The following is a 24,929-nucleotide window of genomic DNA, read 5'->3' on the forward strand; positions in this document are numbered from 1 at the left end:
CATCCTTTTTTCTTTACTGACCGAATAGAACGAAAGAGGTGAATTACTATGAAACAACAAAAAAAGAGTTGGGTCAAAACTCTACTTTCCTTTGCAGAACCCTGCAAGGGAAAGATGATCCTCTCGGTTTTATGCGCCATTTTTAGTGTCGCTGGTGGATTTATTCCGTTTTGGGCAGTTTATAAAATTCTGCTTCTGTTTATCAACCGTACTGCCACAGGAAACTATATTCTGTTATGGTGCTTGGTTGGCGTAGGCGGATACCTGATCCGTGTCATCTGCTTTGGCATTTCCACAATTTTGGCACATATCTCCGCTTACACGATACTGGAAGGCATCCGCCTGAAAATCGCAAACCGCCTGATGAGGGCGCCCCTTGGCGAAGTAATGGGGCGAAGGATCGGTTACTTGAAGAATATTATCATGGACAAGGTGGAGGACTTAGAGCCGCCCTTGGCGCATGTAATTCCAGAACTGACTTCTAATCTGCTCCTGCCGCTGGCTATTTTCGTCTGGATGCTGGCAATAGACTGGCGTATGGGACTTTCGATTTTGATTGCTCCTGCGTTGGCGATGATTCCGATGTTCTTCCTTATGAAAAATTATAACAGCCAGTATGCAGCCTACATGGAGGCAAATAACCATGTCAACAACATTATTATCGAGTATGTAGAGGGCATTGAGGTTGTTAAGGCGTTCAACCAAAGTACCAGTTCCTACGAAAAGTTTGTAGGCGCTGTGAAGTCCTTTAAGGATTTTACTCTCAACTGGTTCAAAAGCACATGGAAAACCATGAATTTAATGATGGCGATTATGCCGACTACCTTGCTTGGGGTACTCCCTGTTGGTTTGCTGCTGGTGCGTGGTGGAAGTATTACTCCCGCTGAACTTGCAATGGGAATTATCCTCTCACTTAGTATTGTGGGGCCACTGATGAAAGCTACGACCTTTATCAACGAAGCAAAATCTATGGAGTATGCGGTTGAAGCAGCAAATGAGCTTTTGAATCTTCCAAATTTGCCGGATTCCGGGGAATTTGTTCCAATCAATCATACCGATATTGTCTTGCAGGATGTGTCCTTTTCTTATGACGGTACAACACAAAATGAAGTGTTGCATGGTATCAGCTTAAATATGCCACAGGGGAGTTTTACTGCACTGGTCGGACCGTCTGGAGGAGGAAAATCAACGGTGGCTCGCCTGATTGCACGGTTTTGGGATGTAACTGGTGGCAGCATCTCCATTGGCGGCAAAAATATAAAAGAGCTTTCAATTCACCAGCTTTCTGAATTGGTCAGCTTCGTGACACAGGACAATTTCCTGTTCAACTGCTCGCTCAAAGAGAACATCCGCCTGGGTAATCCTAATGCTACGGATGAGGAAGTATATGCCGCCGCAAAAGCGGCTTGCTGCGATGATTTCATTGCTCGGCTGGAAAAAGGATATGATACCCCTGCCGGTGATGCCGGCAAGCGGCTATCTGGCGGAGAAAAGCAACGAATTGCTATTGCGAGAGCAATCTTGAAAAATGCGCCTATTGTGATTTTGGATGAGGCAACTGCCTTCACTGACCCGCAGAATGAAGATAAAATCCAGAAATCCATCATGGCTCTTTCCAAAGGAAAGACCCTGCTGGTGATTGCACATCGTCTGTCTACCATTCAAAACGCAGATCAGATTGTTGTTCTGAAAAAAGGGCAGATTGTTGACTGCGGAAAGCAGGGGGAACTCTTGGAACGCTGCCCGCTTTATGCAGATATGTGGCAGGCGCATATTGGCGCAAAGAACTGGTCTGTGGGCGAGAAAAAGGAGGTGGCTGGTAATGTTTAAGTCAATGAAACGCATCATTCGATGGGCTGGCAAGTACAGAGGTCGTCTTTATCTTGGCTCTGTATTCTCTTTTTTCAGTAGTTTATCTACAGCCATCCCGACAATGGCTGCTGCTTATGCGCTGGATAAATCTATTCAGGCATATTGGGCTCATACCACAATTGACGCTTCTTTGATCTGGAAAATGCTGTGGATTATTGTTGGCTCTATTGCGTTGAATTTCCTGTTTTCTTATCTACGGGCAATTTTGCAGGAAAGTATCGGCTATGAAGTTGCCGCAGGACAACGCATCCACTTGGGGGACGTTCTGAAACGAGTCCCTCTTGGGTACTTCTCGCAGAACAGTGTAGGGGACATTCTGGCCGGAGTTACCACGGAATTATCTACTTTGGAATTACAGGGCATGAAAATGGTGGATGTCATCATCAACGGTTATGCAAAATTTATTGCCATTGTTCTGTGCCTTATTTTCTTTAGTCCTGTCGCCGCAGTTATTTCTGTTGTCGGCGTTGTTCTTTCGGCGCTGGCTTTACAGGGTATCAGCAGGCATAGCGAAAGAACCGCTGCGACAACCCATAATGCGATGGAAGATATGTCCGATGCAGCGATTGAATACATCAGGGGCCTTTCCATTGTGAAGTCCTTTGGACAGGAAGGGGCCGCTATTGAGAACTTTCGTAATGCCAGCAAGGAACTGAAAGATATTCATATCAAAGTAGAAAAGGGCTATACACCGTTTAACTGCCTGCACCTGTTCGCTTTGAAGGCGGCTTCTATGGGAATTGTTTTTATTTGTGCATGGCAGGCTTTACAGGGGCAGATGAATATGTCCTTCTTCCTGATGTTTGTTCTATTCTCTTTCGTTATTTTTGGAAGCGTGGAAAACATCAATGACGCAGCCCATACTCTTGGAATTGTAGACTCTGCTATGAACAAGTTGGAAGCATTAGAGAATGTAAACTATATCGACCAGGATGGCACCGATATAAAACCAGCAACCTATGATATTGAGTTTAGGGATGTTTCTTTCGGATATGACAGCCGGATTGTTCTGCATGACCTGAACTTCAAAATTCCGCAAAATAGCACAACGGCCATCGTGGGGCCATCTGGCAGCGGAAAATCTACGCTGTGTAACCTGATTGCCCGTTTCTATGATGTGAACAGCGGAACGATTACCGTTGGCGGAACAGATATTCGCCGATTTACCTGCGATAGCTTGCTAAAAAATATCAGTATGGTTTTTCAGAATGTCTATTTGTTCCGGGATACCATCAAGAATAACATTAAATTCGGCAGCCCGGACGCTACAGATGAACAGATTATCGCCGCCGCAAAAGCAGCCCGCTGTCACGACTTCATAATGGCTTTGCCGGACGGTTATGACACAGTGATTGGTGAAGGGGGGTCTTCGCTTTCCGGCGGTGAAAAGCAAAGAATTTCTATCGCCAGGGCGATGCTCAAGGATGCTCCCATTGTTATCTTGGATGAGGCAACCGCAAGTATTGATCCAGAGAATGAGCATTTGATCCAAGAAGCGATTTCTGCTCTAACACACGGTAAAACTATTATTACGATTGCCCATCGTCTGGCCACGATTGAGAACGCCGACCAAATCCTTGTGATTGATGGCGGAACTGTGGCTCAGAGGGGTACGCATAAGGAACTGCTGCAACAGGAAGGGACTTATAAAAAGTTCATCCAGATCCGCGAACAAGCCGAAGGCTGGCGGATTCAGTAATGGGTGTCCCTATGAAACTTCATGCAGCCGGGGAGGACTATTTAGAAGCTATACTGGTTCTCCAAAAGAAACAAGGAACGGTGCGTTCTGTGGATGTTGCCTGGTACATGGAAGTTTCAAAACCCAGCGTATGTTACGCAGTAGGAACTTTACGAGAGGGCGGTTTTTTGACAACAGACGAAAACCATTATATACACCTGACCGACCTTGGCCGGGATGTGGCTGAAAAAATTTACGAACGCCATTGCTTTTTTACAAAGTATTTTATATCCATAGGCGTTGATCCTGAAACGGCGGAGGCTGATGCCTGCCGGATTGAACATGATATTAGCGCAGAAACCTATGAACGGCTGAAAGAATTAGTCACGAAAGAATAATTACATAGCGTATAAACCTGCCCCGACTACGGGGAAAGAAAAAAACCGTTGGTTGGGGCAGGTGATTTTGTGCGCCTATTTTAAGTTATTACCTTAACGGCGGTTTTGAAAAATCAGAGCCGCCGTTTCTTTGCGTCTACACAAACCAATGACGACTTGCAGGGACACGGTAGCCGATTGGAGGTTAATTTACCGTGTCCTTCTTTTTATTTCGCAGTATCAAAAAGCATAGCCCCTCCATCGGAGCCGTCCGGCTTTGAATATGAACTATACCATGTAAGCAATCATCTTTATAAAACATTTCTGCGCCCAGCAGGTCCGTTGCGACTTGCCGGGCGCTTTTTGCTGTTTTCCGAGGACAAGCCCGCCTCGAAAAAATTTTTTGAGAAATTTTCAAAAAGGAGGCTTTTAGCGGGTAGCGAGCGGCTTTGCGTTCGCCTTGTTAGCGGAAAGGGAGAAACCCACCTCATTCCCCCAGGAAAGGGGGTGAAAAGATGGATATAATCCCCCGCAATGACTATGGCGAGCGGTGCCAGTTCGATGCTTACTGCAAGCTGGTACTGTACCATGAGGCAATCGACTACCTTCGGGAAATGCAGAGGCGCCGTGACAGGGAACTGTCATTCAGCGACCTTCCGAAAATGGAGATGGACAAGCTCTGCGTTGTAGATCATTACCCCAGTGACAGATTTACATTCTCGTCCCACGGGTATGACCTACATATCGAAAACGAGCTTGTGGCTGACGCCTTCGCCGGTTTGTCTGTTCAGGAGCAGAGTATTTTGATCCTGCATTTTGTTCTGGACCTGCCGGATCAGGAGGTTGGCCGCCTTGTTGGAATGTCTCGCAGCGCCGTTCAGCGGCGAAGGGCAAAATCATTGACCGAGCTGCGGATCAAGTTGGCCGCACTCATGCCGAAGGGAGGTTGACGGTATGAAGAACCCCACTTACAAGGGCAAGGAGCTTCTTCCTCTTTCGGTGATTGACGCCGCCCGTGACGGGGACTCTCAGGCTGTGGATCAGGTACTCCGGTATTATGAGGGCTATATCAATAAGCTCTGCACGCGGACGCTTTACGATCCTGACGGCCAGCCCCATGTTCGGGTGGACGAGTACATGAAGCGCCGATTGGAGATCAAGCTCATTCATTCCATTGTCAGCATGAGCTGACAAGCCCGGTCTGAAAGCGGAAACAGCTTACCCTTTCCCTGTTTCTCTCTTTCGTGGCCGGAGGCAGCACCTTGACAAAGAAAGCCCGTTGGGAGGCCAACGCCGCAGTATAAGGCAAACGGATACATTCCTGTTTGTGCCGAGCCATACGGTCGGTGCGCCATGACCTCGTTGCAAGTCCGCAGGACGGGACCACTGTAACGGGCGAGCGAACAGCACCAGATCGTAAAACAAGCGTGGCGGCTTGCGGGCGATGACACACGGGCAGGGTTAAAGATACTCGCGCATTGAACGCCCACAAAGCATTGTGCGCCGCACCCATCAGCATGGGCCGGGGTTAGACTCCCGTGGAGCTGTGCCAGCAGCCGTCCGTAAGCCTACTTTTCTTTTTTGAAAGTTTATGGATAGATCGTAAACTTTTTAATTAGCAGCAGACAAACACGGAGCAGCACGGTAAAATGATGGTGGAAGTTATATTACCCACACATATTCGTGCTGTTCCTTTTCATGACTGAAAGGGGGTTCTCATGTCTCAAACATGGAACGGCACGAAGAAAGAAACCCCTGAAAGAAGGACGTATACGGTTGACGATATTGCTCAAATCCTGGGCATCGGAAGAACTTCCGCATATATCCTCGTAAAAGAAGGGCACTTCAAAATCGTGCGAATTGGTAACGCCATACGCATTTCCAAGCGGTCATTTGACGAGTGGCTTGACTCCCTCGACCTGTGATCCAAGAAAGGAAGAACGATATGGCATCTATAATCAAGCGAAAGAAAAACTATTCCGTTGTTTACAACTATGTGGATGAAAACGGAGAAACCAAACAGAAGTGGGAAACCTGGCACACCCACAAAGAGGCCTTGAAGCGCAAGGCGGAAATTGAAAATCAGCAGCACACGGGAACTTTTCTCCCACCAAGCAATCAGACGATCACCGAGTTCCTTTATGACTTCGTATCTCTTTACGGAGAAAAGAAATGGGGTGTGTCCATGTATGACAGCCAAACGGCGCTGATTGCGAACTATATCAATCCGATCATCGGTGATATGGAGGTACAGGCGGTTACTCCCCGTGCGGTTGACGGTTATATCCAGACCTTGCAGAAAACCAAGTCGGTGTCTACCAAAACCCGAAAGGCTGTTACCACCTATGTCAGCGACAAGACCATTGAAAAGATCATCAAGCTCCTGCGGTGTGCGTTTAAGCAGGCGGTACGATGGGAAATCATTGCAAGAAATCCCTTTGACAATGTGATCCTCCCGAAAACGGAGTATGCGAAACGGGATATCTGGACAGCGGATATGATCCGTCTTGCCCTGGACAAATGCACGGACAGCAAGCTCTATGTAGCAATGAACCTTTCCTTTGCCTGCTCTCTGCGTATGGGTGAAATCCTGGGGCTGACCTGGGAGAACGTCCATATTTCCGATGAAGATATTGCGGTGGATAACGCCTATGTCTACATCGACAAGGAGCTGACGAGGGCTTCCAAACGGGCGATTGAAACGCTGGGTGAGAAGGATATCTATTACATCTTCACCCCGCTCATGCCGAACACCAGCACAAGAATTATTCTGAAAAAGCCGAAAACCGATTCCAGTATCCGTAAGGTGTGGCTGCCAAAAACACTGGCTTACATTCTGCGGGAATGGAAGAAGTCCCAGGACGAGCTGAAAGGCTTCCTGGGCGACGAGTATCAGGACTTCGATCTGGTCGTGGCACTTCCCAATGGACGGCCCTGTGAGGATCGGATCATCCTCAAAGAGTTTGCAAAGCTCCGTGAGGACGCAGGGCTGCCGAAGGTGGTCTTTCATTCTCTCCGTCATTCCAGTACCACCTACAAATTAAAACTGAACCACGGCGATCTGAAAGCCACCCAGGGTGATACGGGCCATGCCGAGATCGACATGATAACCAGTATCTATGCTCACATTCTGGACGAGGATAGAAAGGTCAATGCACAGAAATTCGAGACCGCCTTCTATGCCAAGCCTGATCTTCGCAATGTCCGTCCGCCGGAGGAACCGGCAAAATCGGAGCCTGCGACCCTGGACCTTGAAAGCCTTGTGGAGCAGCTTCAAAAGTCGCCGGAGCTGGCAAGTGCGCTCGCAGCCCTGATAGCAGCGCAAGCCCCGGCAAAGTGATCCGAAAAATCGAATTAGCAAAACGCAGAATTTTCTTAGCAAATTTCTGAAAAGCGTTCGAGTCCAATTAGCAAATATACATCATGCGGCGCATAAAAATCTTCCGGTAACGAAAGTGAAATTACCAGGAGAAGGAGGAACAAAAAAACGCTGCAAACCCCAAAAAAAGGCTTGCAGCGGTGCTTTCTGGCGTCCCAGAGAGGATTTGAACCTCCGACCCCACGCTTAGGAGGCGTGTGCTCTATCCAACTGAGCTACTGAGACATTTTTAAGATTTATGCAATTTTCACTGCTCGAAGGAATCGAACAATCTGCCGCTTAGGAGGCGGACGCTCTATCCAGCTGAGCTACGGAGACATTTTTACAACGAAACTATTATATCCGATTTCTCACTTGCAGGCAAGAAGCTTTACAATATAGTCATACATACGCTTTGTGGATGAAATGCTGAGACGCTCCCCCGGCGTGTGGATATCATAGAGATTCGGCCCCATGGAGACAGCATCCAGGTCGCGGATCTTACCCGCAAGAATACCGCACTCCACGCCTGCGTGAATTGCTTCGACCTTCAGTTCTGTGCCGAACATTTCCCTGTAAACACGACTCATATCCTCGCGCAGAGCAGATTCCCGCACATACTCCCAGGCCGGATACACAGCGCTGACGACCGTCTCCGCGCCAAAGACATCTGCGATCGCCGTCATCTTTTCCAGCAACGCGTCAAAGGCCGTGGATACAGAGCTTCGCACCGCATAGCTCAGCAGCAGCTCCTTCTCACTCAGCTGGTTTACACCGACATTCAGAGAAGTCTCCACCAGACCGGGAATATCGTCGCTCATCCGCTGTACACCGTTCGGAACTGCAAGAATCAATGCCGCCGCCTTTCTCGTGCAGCTCTCGCTCAGGGGCGCAAATGCGGCGCGCTCATTGCTCTCCCCGGCGCAGAGTGAAAGTTCTGGATCGGATACCGCATACTCCCTCTTCAGCTTCTCCTCAAGAGCCTGAACCTCGGCCTTCAGCGCCGCAAGTGCGGTGCGCTCAGTCAGCACAAGCTGCGCCGTACACTCTCTCGTGATTGCATTGTCCTTGCTGCCTCCGCTCATTGTCACAAGACGAAGCGGGTAATGCTTCATAAGGCTCACCAAGACGCGTGCCATCAGCTGCGAGGCGTTTGCTCTGCCCTTGTTGATCTCAACACCGGAATGTCCGCCGGTGAGTCCCGCCACAGTCAGCGTGAAGAAAGCGCCCTCTGCCGCCTCGCGCTCCGCAGCCAGGTGGAGCTTCACATTTCCGCCTCCTGCACAGCTCGCAAGCACAATTCCCTCCTCCTCGGAATCGATATTCAGCAGCTTATGGCCCTTCAGCATGGAGACATCGATTCCATGCGCACCGTCCATCCCGACCTCCTCTGCAACTGTGCAGATGAACTCAAGACGCGGATGAGCCAGTGTGTTGGAATCCAGAATTGCAAGCGCATAGGCCACGGCGATCCCATCGTCCCCGCCGAGCGTTGTTCCTTTCGCCTTTACAAAATCACCCTCAACAAGGAGCTCCAGTCCCTCCTTCTCCATATCCTTCGTGCATCCGGGTGCGGTCTCACAGACCATATCCATATGCCCCTGAATGATGATGGGCGCGACATCCTCATAGCCGGGTGTCGCCTCCTTGATGATGATTACGTTATACAGCTGATCCTGATAATACTCCAGCCCCCGCTCTTTCGCGAAGCTCACCAGATAATCGCTGATTGCCTTTTCGTGATAGGAGGGTCTCGGAATCCGGGATATCTCCTCAAAAAAACGAAATACCTCTCCGGGCTCCAGCGCACTCAAAACTCCCATATTATTTCCCCTTTCTGATCTTGTTCTCATAGACGATAAAGCGTTGATTATGAAGCGTCTTCGCGAATCCGGAAAGTCTCTCATACAGCGGCTCCGCCCTATCTCCAAAGCGCTCCTTCACCGCAGCGCCGATCTCATAGATAGAGCGCTTCCCGTCAATCTGCTTCCACACAAAGCTTCCAAATTCATCCAGCTCAATCAGACTGAATGCCGGACGCTTAAAGAGCTTCTGTGCGATGCGGTTCACCGCCCCGCGGTTTTCCATGCGCACCTCTACCCGCCCGTTTACCTCTTTCCATGGGAAATTCACATTGTGGCGGGGCACATAATCCAGATAATTTTCCTTGCTTTTTGCCATTTTCTCTCCAACTGCACAGGGCTGCCACAGCAGGAATTAAAGATCCATTCTCCGCGCGACAGCCCCGTTCAATTTATTTCAATTTATGCGTCTGCCTTCGGCTTGCGGTTAATGTACATAACCAGCGTCGCAGTCAGGATCGCAAAAGCTACGATGCCTCCGATATTTCCAAGGTTTACAACAGAGGACATATCAATATCCCAGCCAAAGACTGCGAAGACTGCAAGCAGAATGCCCACAAGTCCTTCACCGGCAATGAGACCGGAGGAGTAGAGAACACCGTTCTCGACCTTGTCCTTCTTCTCCTTCTCATCCATCTTCTGCATGTCAAAGTAGAGACGGACCATGCCGCCGACCATCATCGGAATACTCAGATGAATCGGAAGATAGAGACCTACTGCAAAGGGCAGCACTGGAATGCCGAGAATCTCAACTACAATTGCGGTGAATACACCGGCAAATACCAGAGACCACGGAAGATTTCCGTTCATAACACCCTCAACGACGAGCTTCATCAGCGTAGCCTGAGGCGCCGGGAGCTGATCGGTTCCGTAGCCCCATGCCGCGTTCAGAAGGTAGAGCACACCGCCGACTGCAAGCGCAGAAGCAATCACACCGATGATCTCACCGATCTGCTGACGATACGGAGATGCACCAACCAGATAACCGGTCTTCAGATCCTGAGAGGTATCACCCGCAATTGCAGCTGCAACACAGATCACAGAGCCAATGGTAATCGCAGCGATCATGCCAGGCATACCGATGTTTCCGCTTGCCTTCAGCACAGCCGTGGTCACCAGCAGGGTTGCAATGGTCATACCGGAAACCGGGTTGTTTGAGCTTCCGATGATACCAACCATGCGGGAGGAGACCGTCGCAAAGAAGAAACCAAAGACAATGATCAAAATGGCACCGATAAAATTCACCGGGATCGCCGGGATCAGCCACATCGCGATGCCGATGATGCCGACAATCAGCACTGTAAGCTGCATCGGAAGATCCTTGTTCTGTCTGTTCTGCTCACCGACCTGAACGCCAATCCCCTTCACTGCATCTCTGAAGGTGCGGATGATCAGCGGAAGAGACTTGACCAGGCTCATGATTCCGCCTGCTGCCACAGCACCGGCGCCGATGTATTTGATGTAGGAGCTCCAGATCGAGAAGGATCCCATCTCAGAGATCGGAACAGAGCCCGGATAGATCACCTGATCTCCGCCAAACATTGCGATGAGCGGCATCAATACGAACCAGCCTACGGTTCCACCTGCAAGCAGATAGGAAGATACCTTCGGTCCGCAGATATATCCGACGCCAAGCAGTGCCGGGAGCACATCCGCACCGAAGCCGGAGCCCTTGTAAGCACCAATCTCGTAGTGGACCTCACTCGGGAATACCCGCAGGCCATCTGCAATCAGCTTGTAAAGCGCCGCAATGCCGAGGCCGGAGAAGACAGTTGCCGCCTTCGCGCCGCCGGACTCACCCGCCTCAAGCACCTCTGCGCAGGCCTTGCCCTCCGGATACGGAAGCTTTCCGTGCTCCTGCACGATCAGAGCGCCGCGCAGCGGAATCATAAACATAACCCCCAGCAGACCGCCGAACAGTGCGATCAGCGCAATCAGCACCAGTGACGGGGTCTCGATGCTGCCCTCTCCTGCCCAGAGGAACAGCGCCGGCAGGGTGAAGATTGCACCCGCTGCCACAGACTCACCTGCGGAGCCGATGGTCTGCACCATATTGTTCTCAAGGATAGAATCCTTACGCAGTATCTTTCTGATGATACCCATGGAAATAACTGCCGCCGGAATCGACGCGGATACCGTCATTCCGACTCTCAGCCCGAGATACGCATTCGCGCCTCCGAACAGAACTGCCAGCACAACGCCGAGTATGATAGAAGTCACTGTCATCTCGGGCAGCGTCGAATCTACCGGCACAAATGGTTTAAAACTCTTTGTTTCTTCGCTCATTTCTTCCTCCCCATTTTAAGTTGACTCCCGATACTTGCCCGCTTTAACCAAAAAACAAAGTCCGCAAGCGGACTTATTTGCAGAAATTCTTCGGAATCTCCCAACAAGTAAAAAGGCGCCTGAAGACGTCATCATCAGAAAGGCCAACTTTTTATGCTACTCATTGTAAGCTTTATGTGCTCTGTAGTCAATAGGGAAAACAATTGTCCGTCCTTCTCGGACACGCCCCGCAAAATGAAACCTGCGCACAGACAGTTCCGGCGCAGGTTCTCAATTGGCACTGCTCTAGGCGAGAGCTGTATTTCCACTCTCCCAGACAGCGATTCCCTGAAGCCATATGGTGCCCTTGAAGCGCCTCCCGACTTTGGGTTCGCCCTGAAGATCGATCGCATTGATACAGACATGAAGCAGAAGGTCATTGGTCTGAATGAGAAAATCCCAGATCTCCTCCCCCGTCATCATATTTTTGCGGCTGTCGATCTTCATAATTTCACCGATTACCACATAAATATCGCACTCTATTCCCTCCGGCATGAAACAGGAATCAACTATAGAATAGATATCCTCCTTCATCATCCGCCGTGAGATCATGGAATAAGTATTCATATCCTCGGCGGTGAGACTTTCCATCGCACCCTCGTCGCCGTTTCGTGCAGCCTCTATCATCTGCTCGCGCACACTGTCCGTAGTTCTGGCCATAGCCCGCTGCCGCGCATTCTTTTGAAGCGGCAGCAGTATCTTCCCGTTCACAGAGAGCGCTGTGAGCCGAACACCTTTTGTATTTGTGGAGAGCAGACGCTGCTTTCGCTGTAAGTACTCTCCGCGATTGACCAGCCGGAAGATCAGTGAAATCCCGACCCGGATGTCATCAAGCAGTCCGGAATACATCTCGTTATCTGTGTGACGCTGGATAGAGCAGAAGACCTCCGAGCTGATCTCCTTCGACTCAAAATAGGGCATGTAGCTCTCACGGGTCATCGCCCCGCTCTGCAGAATATATCCCCCCATAATGACACCGAGTCCGGGGCCGAGCTCGGACCTCAGCTCCCAGAGTGTATCCCCGTTGCTCTTCCTGATGGTTCTGATATTTCCTGCGCTGCGCTCCTGAAGCTGGTTCAGCAGCGCCCGCAGCTCCTCCTCGCTGTGACACTGCGAGAAGCCTATAGTTCTAAGATACTTATGCATATACCGCCTTCCCCCCGCGCTGCCACAGGCAATGGGCGGGAACTCAGAAAATTCTCCATCCGCAGATAAAGTGTCTCTGCCACCATGAGCCGAGCGATCTGTGTACCACATGGCCGTTGGAGGAGCTCGCATCAATCACCGTGCCGCCTCCCGCGCAGATTCCCACATGACCGCTGACACAGATGATATCGCCGGCCTGCAGCTCGGAGAAGCTGGAGATCCTTCTTCCGCGCCCGGAGCTGGCCCAGCCGCCGCTCGTCATATAGGACTGACCGACGCCGACCTGATTCAGGCACCAGTAGACAAAACCGGAGCAGTCAAAGGCATTCGGCCCCTTTGCGCCCCACACGTAGGGGCTTCCCAGCTTGGAGCTCGCGACATCGAGCAGCGCGCCCACGCTCCCCCCGCCGGTATAGTGATAGTCAGAGCCCGCAGAGGCATTGTTTGACGGTGCAGCTGCCCCTCCGCCGGCATTACCCGCGTTGGAACTCTGATTTCCGGTTCTTCCTGCGGACTGATTGTTGTTTCCGGTGCCGGAGGTTCTGGGAGCCGGCCTCCGCACATCATTTCCGGTGAGCTTTGCCATAGACTGCGCGCCCACAGAGCCATCCGCCGAGAGACCATTCCGCTTCTGAAAATCAATCACTGCCTGCTTCGTGGCCTCACCATAGTAGCCGGTCACAAGCGAGGAGGCGAGATAGCCCCACTTATTCAGGAGCTGCTGGACCTTTGTGACAGTCTCACTCTGGTCACCCAGTACAAGTCCAAAGGGCTGCGCATCCTGACTGTTCAGACGCTCTCTGGTTCCCGGCCCCAGGTATCCATCTACAACCAGATCGTTTCGGGACTGAAATTCCTTGATAGCCATGGCTGTCCCGAGGCCAAAATTTCCGTCCGGCTCACTGGTGAGATAGCCGAGCTCCCGCAGACGCCTCTGCGCCGCCAGCACGAGATCGCTCTTCTCGCCGTAGGCCAGCATATTTGGCTTCACCTCATCGGAATAGATGAGGTTCATCGTCTTCCGCCCAACCTTGCCATCCTGCTCCAGCGCATTCAGCTGCTGAAATTTCTGCACGGCTGCCAGCGTTTTTTCCTCAAAGTTTCCTGTGATATCGTCCGTGCCTGCCAAATAACCCAGCTGGTACAGACGCTTCTGCAGTTCTGTGATATCCGTACCGCTGTCGCCCTGCTGCGCGGTGTAGTAGCGCGCGTTCTCATCAAGTATCGCCCTCAGTGTCTCTTCTCCGACGATGCCGTCCTGTGCGAGCTTATTCTGGCGCTGGTATATCTTCACTGCCGCTGCCGTCACCTCGCCATAGTAGTCCGTCGGCTCATCGTTGTCCATAAAGCCGAGCTCCATGAGCCGTGCCTGCAGATCCTTCACAATCCAGCTGCGTGTCCCGACGCGGATAATGCTGGGGGCAGGCTCAGTAGTCGGCACTGCGATGCTCATATCCGGGAACTGTGCGCCTCCGGGCGCAGCGGGCAGCACCGAGAGATCCGGCTCCTCCGCATGGCTCTCCGGAGTATTTCCCTCCCCCTCTGTCAAAGCAGCACTCTCCGCTGCCGCGGACTCCGCCGTGCTTCCGGCAACGCCGCTCTTTGCACAGGAGACAAGCATCACACTGCCTGCGAGAAGCAATGCAGCAATCACAGTCCTGTTATTGTTTTTCATCATTCACTATAACCTCGTTTCCTGTGTCTCAGTTCTGTCCGTATTCGGCGCACAGATTGTGATCAGCTTATCTGTCAATGCGGCAAATTCTGCGAGGCTCAGGGCCTCTCCCCGCACGGATTCAGAGAGCCCGAGCTCGGAAAGCGCCTCTGCCACCTGCGTGCGGCTTATGCCGTCCACGCCGCCATTCGCTATGGCATTTGCAAGAGTCTTTCGCCTCTGGTTAAAGGCAGCCCGGATCAGCCGAAACATCTTTTTGGAATCCTGCACTTCGACCGGAGGCCTCTCATAGCGTCTCAGACGTATCACACAGGAGCCTACATTCGGCCGTGGAATGAAGCAGTTCGGCGGAACATTTGCCGTGATTTCTGTCTCCGCATAATATTGCACCGCCAGCGAAAGCGCACCGTACTCCTTCCCGCCGGGAGTGGCCTGCATACGCTCTGCAACCTCTCTCTGCACCATCACCGTGATGCTCTTCACCGGTGCATTCTCCTCAAGCAAGCCCATGATAATCGGAGTTGTGATGTAGTACGGAAGGTTTGCAACTACCCGGAAGGGACGTCCCTCGTTGTACTCCTCTGCAAGAGCTCGGATATTCTGCTTCAGAATATCGCCGTGGATCACGCGCACGTTCGGATAGTCTGCGAGCGTCTCACGAAGAATGGGGATGAGCTCTGGATCGATCTCCACCGCGAGCACGCGTGCTGCGCGCTCCGCAAGATACTGCGTCAGGGTACCGATTCCCGGACCGATCTCGAGGACGCAGTCCTCTGTAGCGATCTCCGCCGAATCTGCGATCCGGTCCAGGACATGCGTGTCGATCAGGAAATTCTGACCAAACTTCTTGCGAAAACGAAAATCATATTTTTTGATCAGCTCTATGGTATTTTGTGCTCTGCCGAGTTCTGGCATTCGTACTCCTTCTCAGTTCTTAAGCTTGGGAAAGCAGCGCATCGCATTCTCGTGGGTCTGCCGTATGACTTCCTCCGGGCTGATGTCTTTCAGCGCCGCAATCTCCGCCGCCACATAGGGCAGATTCAGAGAGCTGTTTCTCTTCCCGCGGTGGGGCTCCGGCGACAGATACGGACTGTCGGTTTCCAGCAGAAGACGCTCCAGGGGCATCTCCCGCACAACCTCCTTCAGCTTCTTTCCATTTTTGAAGCTCACGACACCGCCGATTCCGAGATAAAAGCCAAGTCTCACATAGCACTCTGCAATCTCCGGGCCTGCGGAAAAGCAGTGAATCACACCGCCGACCTCCGCGGCATCTGTCTCCCTTATGATATCCAGCGTGTCCTGCACGGCGTCCCGCGAGTGAACGATAATCGGCAGACCAACTCGCTTTGCAAGTGCGATCTGTTTCCGAAACCACAGAGCCTGAATCTCGCGGGGCGGCTCCTCATAGTGGTATTCCAGTCCGATCTCCCCGATGGCCACGACCTTCGGCTCCGCTGAAAGCAGCTGAAACTCCTCCAATATCTCATCTGTCAGCTCCGCAAGCTCATTCGGATGTACGCCGAGTGCGCAGTATACGGAGGGCCAGCGCTGAGACAGCCGGAGCCCCTCCCGGGAGGATGCTACAGATGCACCGGAATTGATCACCTTTTCAATGCCCTGTTCAGGGAAGCCCCCGAGCAGGATATCCCTGTCCTGCGCGAAGGCCTCATCATCATAATGTGCATGTGTATCAATTATCATATCAGCAGATCTCTGCGCCGGAGGGCATCGCCTCATCCATTGTGGTCATGAGGCAGAGCTTCTCCTCCGCTCCATCCGCCGCAGAGAGCAGCATTCCCTGTGACAGCATGCCCGCAAGCTTCGTAGGCTTTAGGTTCACGATAGCCATAACGCGCTTTCCGACCAGCTTTTCCGGCTCCGGATACCACTTCTTAATCCCTGAGAGTATCTGTATGGTCTCAGAGCCGCACTTCAGCTGAAAGCAGAGCAGCTTCTTTGACTTCGGCACAGGCTCACACTTCAGTACCTCTAAGACGCGGAACTCGCACTTCTCAAAATCCTCATACGACACCAGCGGCTTCGCGGGGATCTGAAGCTTCTCCTCCGCCTCTGTTATACGCTCAGCGGCTGCGGCCTCCGCAGCAGCCTGCTCTGCAGCCTTCGCCTCGGCCTCCAGCTTCTTCTCCACTTCTTTCGGATCAAGGCGGGCAAAGAGGATTTCTGCCTGCTCTGCTACTCTACTTCCCGAGGGATACAGCCCGAAGCTTCCCATCTCATCCAGCTCTCTCTTCTCCGTATTCAGCTCCTTCAGGATCTTCTCTGAGGTCTCAGGCATAAAGCTCTGAAGGAGAGACGCGCCGATCGTGATTGCCTCCGTGAGATTATAGAGCACCATATTCAGACGCTCCCTCTTTGTCTCATCCTTTGCAAGACTCCAGGGCATCGTCTCATCTATGTACTTATTGCAGCGCTTGAAGATATTCCAGAGCTCGCTGATTGCATCCGCGACGCGGTGTACAGCCATCTTCTCCTGAATCTTTCCGACTGCAGTGAGTACCGTGCTCCGAAGCTCTTCATCCAGAGCCGCATCTTCTGCGCTCTGAGAGAGCTCCGGCCTCGTCACGACACCGCCAAAATACTTATTTGTCATAGCAATCGTGCGGCTCACGAGATTTCCGAGTATATTCGCGAGATCGGAATTGTAGCGCTCCACCATGAGATCCCAGCTGATGATACCGTCATTCTCAAAGGGCATCTCATGCAGACAGAAATACCGCACCGGATCTACACCGAAGAAAGCCGCCAGATCGTCCGCGTAGAGCACATTTCCCTTTGACTTTGACATCTTCCCGCCAGCCTGCAAAAGCCAGGGGTGGCCGAAGATCTGCTTCGGAAGCGGCTCGCCGAGCGCCATCAGGAAAATAGGCCAGTAGATGGTATGGAAACGGATAATATCCTTTCCGATGAGATGCAGATCCGCCGGCCAGTATTTCTGATAGAGCGCGCCGTGATTTCCATCCGTATCGTAGCCCAGACCGGTGGTATAGTTCGTCAGTGCATCCAGCCAGACATAGACCACATGCCGCGGATCAAAGTCCACCGGAATGCCCCACTTGAAGCTGGTTCTGGAGACACAGAGGTCCTGAAGTCCCGGCTTCAGAAAGTTATTCATCATCTCATTCTTTCTGGAGACCGGCTGTATGAATTCAGGATGCGTCTCGATGTGCTGAATCAGGCGATCCGCATACTTGCTCATGCGGAAGAAATATGCCTCCTCCTTTGCAGGCTGTACCGGGCGCCCGCAGTCCGGGCACTTCCCATCTATGAGCTGTGAGGGAGTCCAGAAGCTCTCACAGGGTGTGCAGTACATCCCCTCGTACTCGCTCTTGTAGATATCCCCCTGCTCATAAAGCTTCTTAAAGATCTTCTGTACCTGCTTCTCGTGATCCTCGTCTGTCGTGCGGATGAAGCGGTCATAGGAGGTGTTCATGAGATCCCAGATGCGCTGAATCTCCGCCGCTGCTCTGTCCACATATTCCTTTGGTGTGACACCGGCCTCCCTGGCCTTCCCCTCGATCTTCTGGCCATGCTCATCTGTTCCGGTCTGGAAGCGGACATCATAGCCCTCCGCTCTCTTAAAGCGGGCAATTGCATCTGCAAGTATGATCTCATACGTATTTCCGATATGCGGCTTGCCGGACGCATAGGCAATCGCAGTGGTTATATAATATGGTTTATTCTTATTATTTTTACAATTCTGGCACATAGCTTGCTTCTCCCTTCTCATCAACTGACAGTGTACCACATCAAAGCAAGGCCTGATAGATATCCCTTCTGCTCACACCGCGGTCCCGTGCTGCGGCACGCATGGCTTCCTTCCGCTCCATTCCCTGCGCCTCATAGTGCTGCACATGTTCCTCCACGGAGAGCGCCTCCCATACGGCTTTTTTTTCTCTATCCTGCTCCTCTGGGCTTCTGCCCTCGAGCACCAGCACATACTCCCCGCGGATCAGAGCTTCCCCGCCGGGTGCGGAGAAAAGCTGCACTGCTTCTCCAAGACTCATGCGGCGTACCTCCTCATGAAGCTTTGTGAGCTCCCGCACAAGGCTCAGCCCCCTGTCAGCGCCCAAATACTCTGACAGCTCGCGCAGTGTCTTCAGCAGTCTGTGAGGCGCTTCGTAGAGGATAATGGTCCGTGTCTCCTCCCGAAGCTCATGGAGTATCGCAGCGCGCTCCTTCTTATCTGAGGGCAGAAAAGCCTCAAAGCAGAAGCGCCGCGTCGGCAGCCCGCTGAGAGAGAGCGCACTCACACAGGCACAGGCACCGGGAACAATCGTGATCTCTGTTCCTGTCTCGTACGCAATCCGCACCAACGCCTCGCCGGGATCAGAAATGCCGGGCATCCCGGCATCTGTCACCACTGCAATCATCTTTCCTGTCTGGGCCTCCCGCACCAGCTGATAGGCTTTCTCTATTTTATTGTACTCATGGTAGCTTGTCAGCGGCTTTTTTATTTCAAAATGATTCAGGAGACGCAGCGAGTTCCGCGTATCCTCCGCTGCGATCAGATCTGCTTCGCGGAGCACCTCAAGCGCCCGCGCGCTGATATCTCCCAGATTTCCGATTGGTGTCGCCACCAGATAGATCTTCCCAGACATAGTTCCGCCCCCGCCAGCTCAATATCCATAGATTTCTCGTATTTCGTCCGTATAGACACCCGGCTCCCGAAATACAATAATCGGGGCCTCGACCTTCAGAAAGCTTCCGCCCCCCTTTGATGCCTCGAGAAGCACCATATTGGCCTCTCTGTCAACATAAGGATACACCAGCTTCATGCGCTTTGGTGCAAGCCCATAGCTCCTGAGCAGTGTCATCAGCTCCGCAAGACGATGCGGTCTGTATACAAAGCTCACGCGACCGCCGTTTCGTAAGAGTCTGGCGCTCTCCCTCACCACGTCCTCCAGCGTGCAGCAGAGCTCATGCCGCGCAATCGCGACAGCGCTCTCCGGATTTGGAATCCCCTCTCCCGCCGCCATATACGGCGGGTTGCAGGTCACAACATCCTGAGTACCGCTGCGGCCTGCCGAACGCCCGTCCCGGAGATCCGCGCAAATCACGCGTATCCGCTCCTCCAGCCCATTGAGCTCTACACTCCGTTCAGCCATATCCGCCATATCCTGCTGAATTTCCACTGCAGTGATGCTCCCGGCTCTCGTCTTGGCGCTGAGTAAGAGGGGGATGATTCCGCTCCCGCTGCACAGATCCGTGACGCGCTCCTTATGCTTTACCCTCACAAAACCGCTCAGCAGAACCGCGTCCATTCCAAAGCAGAACTTCTCCGGATTCTGAATAATATGAAGGGAGCTGCGCTGCAGATCGTCAATGCGCTCTCCCGGGAGCAGTCTAGTCATGCTGCTCCCGCTTTTCCTGTGTCTGAGGCCTTCTCTCCTCTGCTCTCTCTCCTGTTCTCACTCTGGTCTCCGCGCTCTGGCCTCCCTCCGGATGCCGTCTGCGCCTGCGTCTCGGACGGGGGGCAGTTGTCTCCCCGTTCTCTGCTCTCTCCGTCGCAGCGTTCCCTCTTAATTCTGCATTCTGGCCGCCTCTGTTTTCCTTCGGATAGCGCTTACGTCCTCCGCTGTTTTCACGGCTCTCGGAAGCATTTCCTCCCTCTGACTGCTGTTCATGCAGAGCTGCATTCCCGGAAGAAGCTCCCGGACGTCTGCGCTCTCTCCGGCTTCGTCCGCCCTCAGACCTCACGCTCTCTGTCCCGCCGTTCTCTGTCCTGTCACTGCCCTCGGCAGCGCGCTCCTTTCGCTGGGCCCTCTCTCTGGATTCCTGAAGCATCGCCTCCCGCTTTGCCATTGCATCCTTCTTCAGCTGACTGGGCTGCCCTTTCTTCTTGTGCGCTATAAAGACTGCCTCCGCGGCCGGAACCTCGCGCACCTCACGCTCATCATCATCCAGAATCACCAGTACCTTCACGGTCTGCTTCAGGACATTGACCTCTATCACTTCTCCCCGCTCTCCCTCAGAGAGCTCCACAGAGTCTCCGCGGCGCGGCAGCTGAGCATTCAGATACGCATAAGTATCCGCCTCATTTTTCAGACAGCACATCAGTCTTCCGCACACGCCGCTGATCTTCTGAGGATTCAGAGAGAGATTCTGCTCCTTCGCCATCTTGATTGAGACCGGAACGAAATCTGACAACCAGGAATGGCAGCAGAGCGGACGTCCGCAGGGACCCATACCACCGATAATTTTGGTCTCGTCCCGCACGCCGACCTGACGCAGCTCTATTCTCATATGAAAGACAGCCGCGAGATCCTTTACGAGATCACGAAAGTCAACGCGTCCATCTGCCGTAAAATAAAAAAGCAGCTTGCTGTCATCAAAGGCATATTCCGCCGAAATGATCTTCATCTCGAGCTTCCGCTCTATCGCCTTCTGCCGGCATATCCGGAGCGCCTCCTGCTCCTTTGTACGGAGCTCCTGTACCCGCGCCTCGTCCTCTGCATTTGCCTTTCTGAGCACGGTGCGAAGCGGTTGCTCTATATGCCCCTCACACAGCTCATAATTCCCAAGAACCACGGTTCCATACTCCTGTCCCTTTGAGGTCTCCGTTATAACATGATCTCCCCGGTGAAGCCTGAGCTCTCCCGGATTAAAGCTATATATCTTACCGATTTCACGAAATCGGACTCCTACCACCATTGCCATTCTATTTTCCCTTCCTTCCGCCCTGCCGGATCTCCTGCAGAAGCAGCTCCAGTGCAAGTTCCGGATTCACATTCGCCCTGAGCCTGTCCTCCATGCGATTGATCTCATCCAGGATTCTTCCCGCAGTCGGAAAGCTGAGCTCCTTAGCAGCCCGGAGCAGCCTTGTCTCATAGCCTGCAAAAATTAGATTTTCTCCACTATGATCCTGCTTTGCACACAGCAGATCTCTGTAATACATGCGCAAAAATTCAAGGAGCTCTCTGAGCTCCGGATATAAAGCCTGCAGCTTTTCTGCCGCTTCATTCACAAAAACTGCATTGGCCTGCGGTAAATGCAGCAGCAGCTCCAGCGTCTCCTCACAGCGTTTCTGAAACTCCTCCGAGACTGCCATCTGCTCTGCCAGCCCCGGTATCCCCCGTGCAAAGCGTGCGGCAAGCAACACGCGCTCCCGGCTGATATCTCCCCGCCGCAGCAGTGCTGCTGCCAGCTCCCGCTCCGCCACTGGCCTCAGCTTAAGCTTCACACAGCGGCTACGTATAGTCTCCAGCAGGGCTTCCTCACTCTTCGTGAGCAGAAATATCACTGCATATTCCGGGGGCTCCTCAATGGTCTTCAGTAGGGCATTCTGAGCCTGAACAGTCATCTTTTCCGCTTCCGGAACCACAAAAACCCGCTTTCTTCCGGAGAAGGGCCGTATCGCCACCTCTGCAGCGAGCTGCTCCCGCACATCATCCACGCCGATGCTGTTCGGCTTTTCATGCCTCAGATGAATGAGATCCGGATGAGTGAGAGCCTCCACCTGCCGGCAGGCATGGCAGCTTCCACAGGGGTGCAGACTGTCCTTCTCACAGAACAGCATTTTCGCAAAGGCATCTGCAAGCGTCTGCTTCCCCAGCCCCTTCTCTCCGATCAGCATATAGGCATGAGAGATACGGCCGGAGCGCAGAGCTGTCCGCAGATGCTCCTTCACGCTATCCTGACCCGCTACGTCTGAAAAATCAAGCATATCTTATCACATCCCTTATAATCTCGGCAAGGCAGCGCTCCAGAGAATCATTTTCATAGCGCTGCTTCACGCCTGCAGCTGCAAGCCGTTCCTCAGAAAAATCTCTCTCATCTGCGAGATAGCGCCGGCAGAGCTCTGTGTAGTCCGGCCTCGCCTGCGTCCGCTCTCTGGACAGAGCGCGCTGCAGCCGCTTTCCCGGCTGAACGGTGATATAAATCGGCACGACTGCCGCATCACCGTAATAGTGCTTCAGCCTCTCATAGCTCTCAAGTGTCCCTATCCCAAGATAAGCCTTCTCCCCCGATACCTCAACAGCTCTGTCGTCCACTGTCGCATAGCTCCAGACTCCCTGCACCGTGCTGTAATCTCTCTTCTCAATCAGTTTCCCCCTTGCCTCAAGCTCCCGCATTTTCTCCGGAGTCACAAAATGGTACTCTCTCCCCTCCTGTTCTCCTTCCCGCATGGGCCGGGTGGTATAGAGAATCAGAGGTTCCAGCTGTGGCAGAGCCTCAAGCAAGCGCCTGTAGAGCGTGTCCTTACCCGATGCACTCTTTCCCATTACATAAAATATTTTTCCCATATGCCTTTGCTCCATTTGTTCCTGACCTGAGCATCCATTCGCTCCGCGCATTCACAGCGGATCTCATAGAATATGCCGCCCGTTTGTCGACATCGCCCGCCTGATCTTATTCTGACGAGGGAAATGCCTCAACCATCTGATCCTCTGACAAGCCTTCCGTAAACGCTGCACTCTCCACTGCATCCTCTTCTGGCTTCACATACTCTGTATCTGCCTTCTCAAAGCGAATGACAGAGCCACCCTTACAATACCAGAGCGCATCATTTTGTACCGTGTAACCGGAAACATTCTCAGAAATCAGCTGATATTCATCTGCCCCGCGACGTGCGCGGTAAAGTACAGCTCCCTCTTCGCCATCCTCATCTGCGATCATAAAATAAATCCAGTCCCCGTCAAGAACAATCGAGTGCCGGATGATTCTCTCTGCATCCTCTTGATAGCCGTACTCCTTCATCTGAACTGAAACTATAGTCTCGTGATCCTCCAGCGCATAGCTCCGCGTAATGGATTTCAGTACGCCCTCATCATTGAAAATAAAGTTCTGATTCTCCAGCGCAAGCCGTCCGCTCAATGCATAGCCGTCTTCATTCAGATAGTAAAGAGCATTCCCATCTTCGAGCCAGCCGCCCTCATGCCAGCTCCCATCCGGATTCTTATAACGTCTTCCCTCCTTCGTGACATTCCAGCCCGGCTGCTCCTCGGGCTCCGCAGCCGTTGCCTCTGTCTGCTCTACTGCCAATATCTCTGAGCTCTCCTCACTCACAGGCTCCAATTCCTGAAGGGAAGCCGCCTCATGTCGCAGCATTCGCAGAAGCAGGAACACTGCACACACGGAGAGAGCAATAAAACCAAGTCCCAGAAAAAATTTTATGATAACAGTAACAGCACCGCTATGTCGCCTTCTGCCCAATATGTTATCCGGCAGCGTTAGCAGTCCGAGTTCTTCCTCAATCTGTACCAGTATATCGACCATATGTTCCTTGGAATCTCTCTCTGCTTCACTCACACTTTCTCCGGAGAATTCCTCAATTAAGGTTCCGCCGCGCCGCTTTGATACCTCGCGGATCAGAACGCGGATCCATGGTCGGACGATCCCCGTCTCCGGTATGTTGTCGCGCCGCCTCCAGACCTCTGTGTATACCTCAGACAGGATCTCCCAACTTTCCTTTTCATCCCTGACGGTGCCTTGAATGTCGCTGAGTGTATTCTGACAGGTAAGCAGATAGAAATCCTCAAATCCCGGAATCTCTCCGTTTCGTGCCCGGAGGACAGCAACTGCAAGATTCTTATTTGACTGTGTACTCACTGCGCCTCCTGTATGCTGTGCGTAATTTTTATTTTATCATCTCGCTACTGCTCGATCAGTTTTCTCGTCAAGACTCCATTTGCGCAAGCGCAAGGAGTCTTTCCTCGTTATTTTATCACATCCCTGAAATGCAAGCACCCCCGGAGCTGAAATCTGACAGTTTAAAACCAATTTTTCAAAAACAAAAAGGGTACCTGAAGGCAATGAACCCAACACATTGCTTTCAGGTACTCCGTCAAAGAAATCAAACGAATCTTTCTCGTATATATCCTCTTATATTGAATTTTCTGTTTTAATCCTGGGAATTACTGCTGTGGATATACGCAGATTTTGTCTGCACCACGCCCCTTACAGTCCACTGTCCGGCTGCATTCACCATATAACCATCCGGTGTCTTACGATTCATCAGAAGCCAGCCGCCATCATCAAAGCAGTAGCACTCCGCAATACCATCCTGATTCCCGTCAATCCACGCCCACTTTACCTGTCCGATCTCTCCGCGATACCAGTCAGAATTATTTGATTTGATGGAGTACCACCAGCGGCCATCTCCATTATCTACCCAGCCGACAGCTGCAAGAGATGTCATTGCGGTGAGTACAGATATCATAGCTGCCCCAAATAAAACCTTTACAGACTTTTTCATCTTCATTCCTCCTTTTACTGCCCGTTGCGCTTATCATTTCAGTGCGACTTTTTTACTCTGAGTTTTATTCTATAGCTTTCTATTTAATTTTTCAAGATTTTTGGCAAGACATTAAGACTTTGGCAAGACATTTGTCGTTTTTATTCTAAAATCTTGTATAAAGAGTAGCTAATTGTGACACGAAAATGACACGAAGCTTTCAAAAAGGAATGGGAAAGAACAGGAATATGCCGTTTTTTGTCCATTTTTCGTATTGCTCTTTTGAAGACAAAAAAGCCCTGAATCCCTTGATTTTACAAGGTTTTCTGGGCTTTTACTGCATTTTTATACTGAGATACGCGGGACTCGAACCCGATAGGAAAATAGCTATAAGCTTTGATTTTTCTAAATTCTTTCTGGTCATGGGGCAAATTCAGGGGC

At 52.0% G+C, this 24,929-nt stretch carries 22 protein-coding genes, 1 tRNA gene and 1 pseudogene; 8 read left to right on the forward strand and 16 right to left on the reverse strand.

The genetic code is table 11. The features are described 5' to 3' along the window. Positions 1 to 48 precede the first annotated feature (48 nt). The 7 genes from J2S20_RS02705 to J2S20_RS02735 all read left to right on the forward strand — a co-directional run bounded on the left by J2S20_RS02705 (position 49) and on the right by J2S20_RS02735 (position 7,267). A complete protein-coding gene (locus J2S20_RS02705; RefSeq protein ID WP_307252969.1) occupies positions 49 to 1,830 on the forward strand; it encodes an ABC transporter ATP-binding protein in 1,782 nt (593 codons plus the stop codon). Then, the gene (locus J2S20_RS02710) at positions 1,823 to 3,571 is read left to right on the forward strand and encodes an ABC transporter ATP-binding protein (RefSeq protein ID WP_005342700.1); all 1,749 of its coding nucleotides are present in this window, start codon (positions 1,823 to 1,825) and stop codon (positions 3,569 to 3,571) included. The genes J2S20_RS02705 and J2S20_RS02710 overlap by 8 nt, the downstream gene beginning before the upstream one ends. A gap of 11 nt (positions 3,572 to 3,582) precedes the next feature. Then, positions 3,583 to 3,948 (forward strand): metal-dependent transcriptional regulator, encoded by a 366-nt coding sequence (locus tag J2S20_RS02715; RefSeq protein ID WP_307252972.1) that lies wholly within the window; start codon positions 3,583 to 3,585, stop codon positions 3,946 to 3,948. A gap of 494 nt (positions 3,949 to 4,442) precedes the next feature. Beyond that, a complete protein-coding gene (locus J2S20_RS02720; RefSeq protein WP_307252974.1) occupies positions 4,443 to 4,877 on the forward strand; it encodes a sigma-70 family RNA polymerase sigma factor in 435 nt (144 codons plus the stop codon). 4 nt (positions 4,878 to 4,881) lie between these two features. Then, positions 4,882 to 5,118: a helix-turn-helix domain-containing protein gene (locus tag J2S20_RS02725; RefSeq protein ID WP_117579798.1), complete on the forward strand. Its 237-nt coding sequence runs from the start codon at positions 4,882 to 4,884 to the stop codon at positions 5,116 to 5,118. 527 nt (positions 5,119 to 5,645) lie between these two features. Beyond that, entirely contained in the window at positions 5,646 to 5,852 is a 207-nt protein-coding gene (locus tag J2S20_RS02730; RefSeq protein WP_005541444.1) for a helix-turn-helix domain-containing protein, read from the forward strand. 20 nt (positions 5,853 to 5,872) lie between these two features. After that, positions 5,873 to 7,267, forward strand: a complete 1,395-nt coding sequence (locus J2S20_RS02735) for a site-specific integrase (RefSeq protein WP_307252986.1) — start codon at positions 5,873 to 5,875, stop codon at positions 7,265 to 7,267. A gap of 187 nt (positions 7,268 to 7,454) precedes the next feature. Here the strand turns inward: J2S20_RS02735 and J2S20_RS02740 are convergent. The 16 genes and pseudogenes from J2S20_RS02740 to J2S20_RS02815 form a co-directional block, all read right to left on the reverse strand. Beyond that, positions 7,455 to 7,531, reverse strand: a tRNA-Arg gene (locus tag J2S20_RS02740). A gap of 125 nt (positions 7,532 to 7,656) precedes the next feature. Beyond that, a complete protein-coding gene (locus J2S20_RS02745; protein WP_307252989.1) occupies positions 7,657 to 9,108 on the reverse strand; it encodes an aminoacyl-histidine dipeptidase in 1,452 nt (483 codons plus the stop codon). Between the two features lies 1 nt (position 9,109). After that, positions 9,110 to 9,466, reverse strand: a complete 357-nt coding sequence (locus J2S20_RS02750) for a PqqD family protein (protein ID WP_106613027.1) — start codon at positions 9,464 to 9,466, stop codon at positions 9,110 to 9,112. 83 nt (positions 9,467 to 9,549) lie between these two features. Continuing rightward, positions 9,550 to 11,433 carry an OPT family oligopeptide transporter gene (locus J2S20_RS02755; RefSeq protein WP_307252994.1) on the reverse strand — a complete coding sequence of 628 codons (1,884 nt, stop codon included), beginning with the start codon at positions 11,431 to 11,433 and terminating at the stop codon, positions 9,550 to 9,552. A gap of 285 nt (positions 11,434 to 11,718) precedes the next feature. Then, a complete protein-coding gene (locus J2S20_RS02760; RefSeq protein ID WP_307252997.1) occupies positions 11,719 to 12,618 on the reverse strand; it encodes a DUF3881 family protein in 900 nt (299 codons plus the stop codon). Between the two features lie 43 nt (positions 12,619 to 12,661). Beyond that, complete coding sequence (locus tag J2S20_RS02765; RefSeq protein WP_416388986.1) at positions 12,662 to 14,239, reverse strand: C40 family peptidase; 1,578 nt, start codon at positions 14,237 to 14,239, stop codon at positions 12,662 to 12,664. Positions 14,240 to 14,299: 60 nt separating this feature from the next. Beyond that, on the reverse strand, positions 14,300 to 15,208 hold the full coding sequence (gene rsmA / locus J2S20_RS02770; protein ID WP_307253003.1) for a 16S rRNA (adenine(1518)-N(6)/adenine(1519)-N(6))-dimethyltransferase RsmA: 909 nt from the start codon (positions 15,206 to 15,208) through the stop codon (positions 14,300 to 14,302). A gap of 12 nt (positions 15,209 to 15,220) precedes the next feature. Beyond that, entirely contained in the window at positions 15,221 to 15,994 is a 774-nt protein-coding gene (locus J2S20_RS02775) for a TatD family hydrolase (RefSeq protein WP_307253005.1), read from the reverse strand. A gap of 1 nt (position 15,995) precedes the next feature. Then, complete coding sequence (gene metG / locus J2S20_RS02780; protein ID WP_307253008.1) at positions 15,996 to 18,020, reverse strand: methionine--tRNA ligase; 2,025 nt, start codon at positions 18,018 to 18,020, stop codon at positions 15,996 to 15,998. 40 nt (positions 18,021 to 18,060) lie between these two features. Further along, positions 18,061 to 18,912 (reverse strand): 16S rRNA (cytidine(1402)-2'-O)-methyltransferase, encoded by an 852-nt coding sequence (gene rsmI, locus J2S20_RS02785; protein ID WP_307253011.1) that lies wholly within the window; start codon positions 18,910 to 18,912, stop codon positions 18,061 to 18,063. Positions 18,913 to 18,930: 18 nt separating this feature from the next. Continuing rightward, the gene (locus tag J2S20_RS02790; protein WP_307253014.1) at positions 18,931 to 19,665 is read right to left on the reverse strand and encodes a tRNA1(Val) (adenine(37)-N6)-methyltransferase; all 735 of its coding nucleotides are present in this window, start codon (positions 19,663 to 19,665) and stop codon (positions 18,931 to 18,933) included. A 475-nt stretch (positions 19,666 to 20,140) separates the two neighbouring features. Beyond that, positions 20,141 to 20,971 (reverse strand): annotated as a pseudogene (locus tag J2S20_RS12210) (PSP1 domain-containing protein); the annotation flags it as partial. Between the two features lies 1 nt (position 20,972). Continuing rightward, complete coding sequence (holB, locus tag J2S20_RS02800) at positions 20,973 to 21,977, reverse strand: DNA polymerase III subunit delta' (RefSeq protein ID WP_307253015.1); 1,005 nt, start codon at positions 21,975 to 21,977, stop codon at positions 20,973 to 20,975. Continuing rightward, positions 21,970 to 22,557 (reverse strand): guanylate kinase, encoded by a 588-nt coding sequence (locus J2S20_RS02805; protein WP_307253017.1) that lies wholly within the window; start codon positions 22,555 to 22,557, stop codon positions 21,970 to 21,972. The genes holB and J2S20_RS02805 overlap by 8 nt, the downstream gene beginning before the upstream one ends. Positions 22,558 to 22,663: 106 nt before the next feature. Beyond that, the gene (locus J2S20_RS02810; RefSeq protein WP_106613015.1) at positions 22,664 to 23,863 is read right to left on the reverse strand and encodes a hypothetical protein; all 1,200 of its coding nucleotides are present in this window, start codon (positions 23,861 to 23,863) and stop codon (positions 22,664 to 22,666) included. Between the two features lie 292 nt (positions 23,864 to 24,155). After that, positions 24,156 to 24,509 (reverse strand): hypothetical protein, encoded by a 354-nt coding sequence (locus J2S20_RS02815; RefSeq protein ID WP_307253023.1) that lies wholly within the window; start codon positions 24,507 to 24,509, stop codon positions 24,156 to 24,158. Positions 24,510 to 24,694: 185 nt separating this feature from the next. On the opposite strand from J2S20_RS02815, the gene J2S20_RS02820 reads away from it, so the two are divergent. Further along, on the forward strand, positions 24,695 to 24,929 hold a 235-nt coding region (locus tag J2S20_RS02820; RefSeq protein ID WP_307253025.1), incomplete at its 3' end, for a hypothetical protein.

It is taken from the genome of Moryella indoligenes (genome assembly GCF_030812885.1).
Lineage (GTDB): Bacteria > Bacillota > Clostridia > Lachnospirales > Lachnospiraceae > Moryella > Moryella indoligenes.

What these genes read in the sequence shown, in the direction of transcription:
- J2S20_RS02705 (WP_307252969.1), top strand. Translation starts at nt 49, where the DNA reads ATGAAACAACAAAAAAAGAGTTGGGTCAAAACTCTACTTTCCTTTGCA.
- J2S20_RS02710 (WP_005342700.1), top strand. Translation starts at nt 1,823, where the DNA reads ATGTTTAAGTCAATGAAACGCATCATTCGATGGGCTGGCAAGTACAGA.
- J2S20_RS02715 (WP_307252972.1), top strand. Translation starts at nt 3,583, where the DNA reads ATGAAACTTCATGCAGCCGGGGAGGACTATTTAGAAGCTATACTGGTT.
- J2S20_RS02720 (WP_307252974.1), top strand. Translation starts at nt 4,443, where the DNA reads ATGGATATAATCCCCCGCAATGACTATGGCGAGCGGTGCCAGTTCGAT.
- J2S20_RS02725 (WP_117579798.1), top strand. Translation starts at nt 4,882, where the DNA reads ATGAAGAACCCCACTTACAAGGGCAAGGAGCTTCTTCCTCTTTCGGTG.
- J2S20_RS02730 (WP_005541444.1), top strand. Translation starts at nt 5,646, where the DNA reads ATGTCTCAAACATGGAACGGCACGAAGAAAGAAACCCCTGAAAGAAGG.
- J2S20_RS02735 (WP_307252986.1), top strand. Translation starts at nt 5,873, where the DNA reads ATGGCATCTATAATCAAGCGAAAGAAAAACTATTCCGTTGTTTACAAC.
- J2S20_RS02745 (WP_307252989.1), bottom strand. Translation starts at nt 9,108, where the DNA reads ATGGGAGTTTTGAGTGCGCTGGAGCCCGGAGAGGTATTTCGTTTTTTT.
- J2S20_RS02750 (WP_106613027.1), bottom strand. Translation starts at nt 9,466, where the DNA reads ATGGCAAAAAGCAAGGAAAATTATCTGGATTATGTGCCCCGCCACAAT.
- J2S20_RS02755 (WP_307252994.1), bottom strand. Translation starts at nt 11,433, where the DNA reads ATGAGCGAAGAAACAAAGAGTTTTAAACCATTTGTGCCGGTAGATTCG.
- J2S20_RS02760 (WP_307252997.1), bottom strand. Translation starts at nt 12,618, where the DNA reads ATGCATAAGTATCTTAGAACTATAGGCTTCTCGCAGTGTCACAGCGAG.
- J2S20_RS02765 (WP_416388986.1), bottom strand. Translation starts at nt 14,239, where the DNA reads ATGCTTGTCTCCTGTGCAAAGAGCGGCGTTGCCGGAAGCACGGCGGAG.
- rsmA (WP_307253003.1), bottom strand. Translation starts at nt 15,208, where the DNA reads ATGCCAGAACTCGGCAGAGCACAAAATACCATAGAGCTGATCAAAAAA.
- J2S20_RS02775 (WP_307253005.1), bottom strand. Translation starts at nt 15,994, where the DNA reads ATGATAATTGATACACATGCACATTATGATGATGAGGCCTTCGCGCAG.
- metG (WP_307253008.1), bottom strand. Translation starts at nt 18,020, where the DNA reads ATGTGCCAGAATTGTAAAAATAATAAGAATAAACCATATTATATAACC.
- rsmI (WP_307253011.1), bottom strand. Translation starts at nt 18,912, where the DNA reads ATGTCTGGGAAGATCTATCTGGTGGCGACACCAATCGGAAATCTGGGA.
- J2S20_RS02790 (WP_307253014.1), bottom strand. Translation starts at nt 19,665, where the DNA reads ATGACTAGACTGCTCCCGGGAGAGCGCATTGACGATCTGCAGCGCAGC.
- holB (WP_307253015.1), bottom strand. Translation starts at nt 21,977, where the DNA reads ATGCTTGATTTTTCAGACGTAGCGGGTCAGGATAGCGTGAAGGAGCAT.
- J2S20_RS02805 (WP_307253017.1), bottom strand. Translation starts at nt 22,557, where the DNA reads ATGGGAAAAATATTTTATGTAATGGGAAAGAGTGCATCGGGTAAGGAC.
- J2S20_RS02815 (WP_307253023.1), bottom strand. Translation starts at nt 24,509, where the DNA reads ATGAAAAAGTCTGTAAAGGTTTTATTTGGGGCAGCTATGATATCTGTA.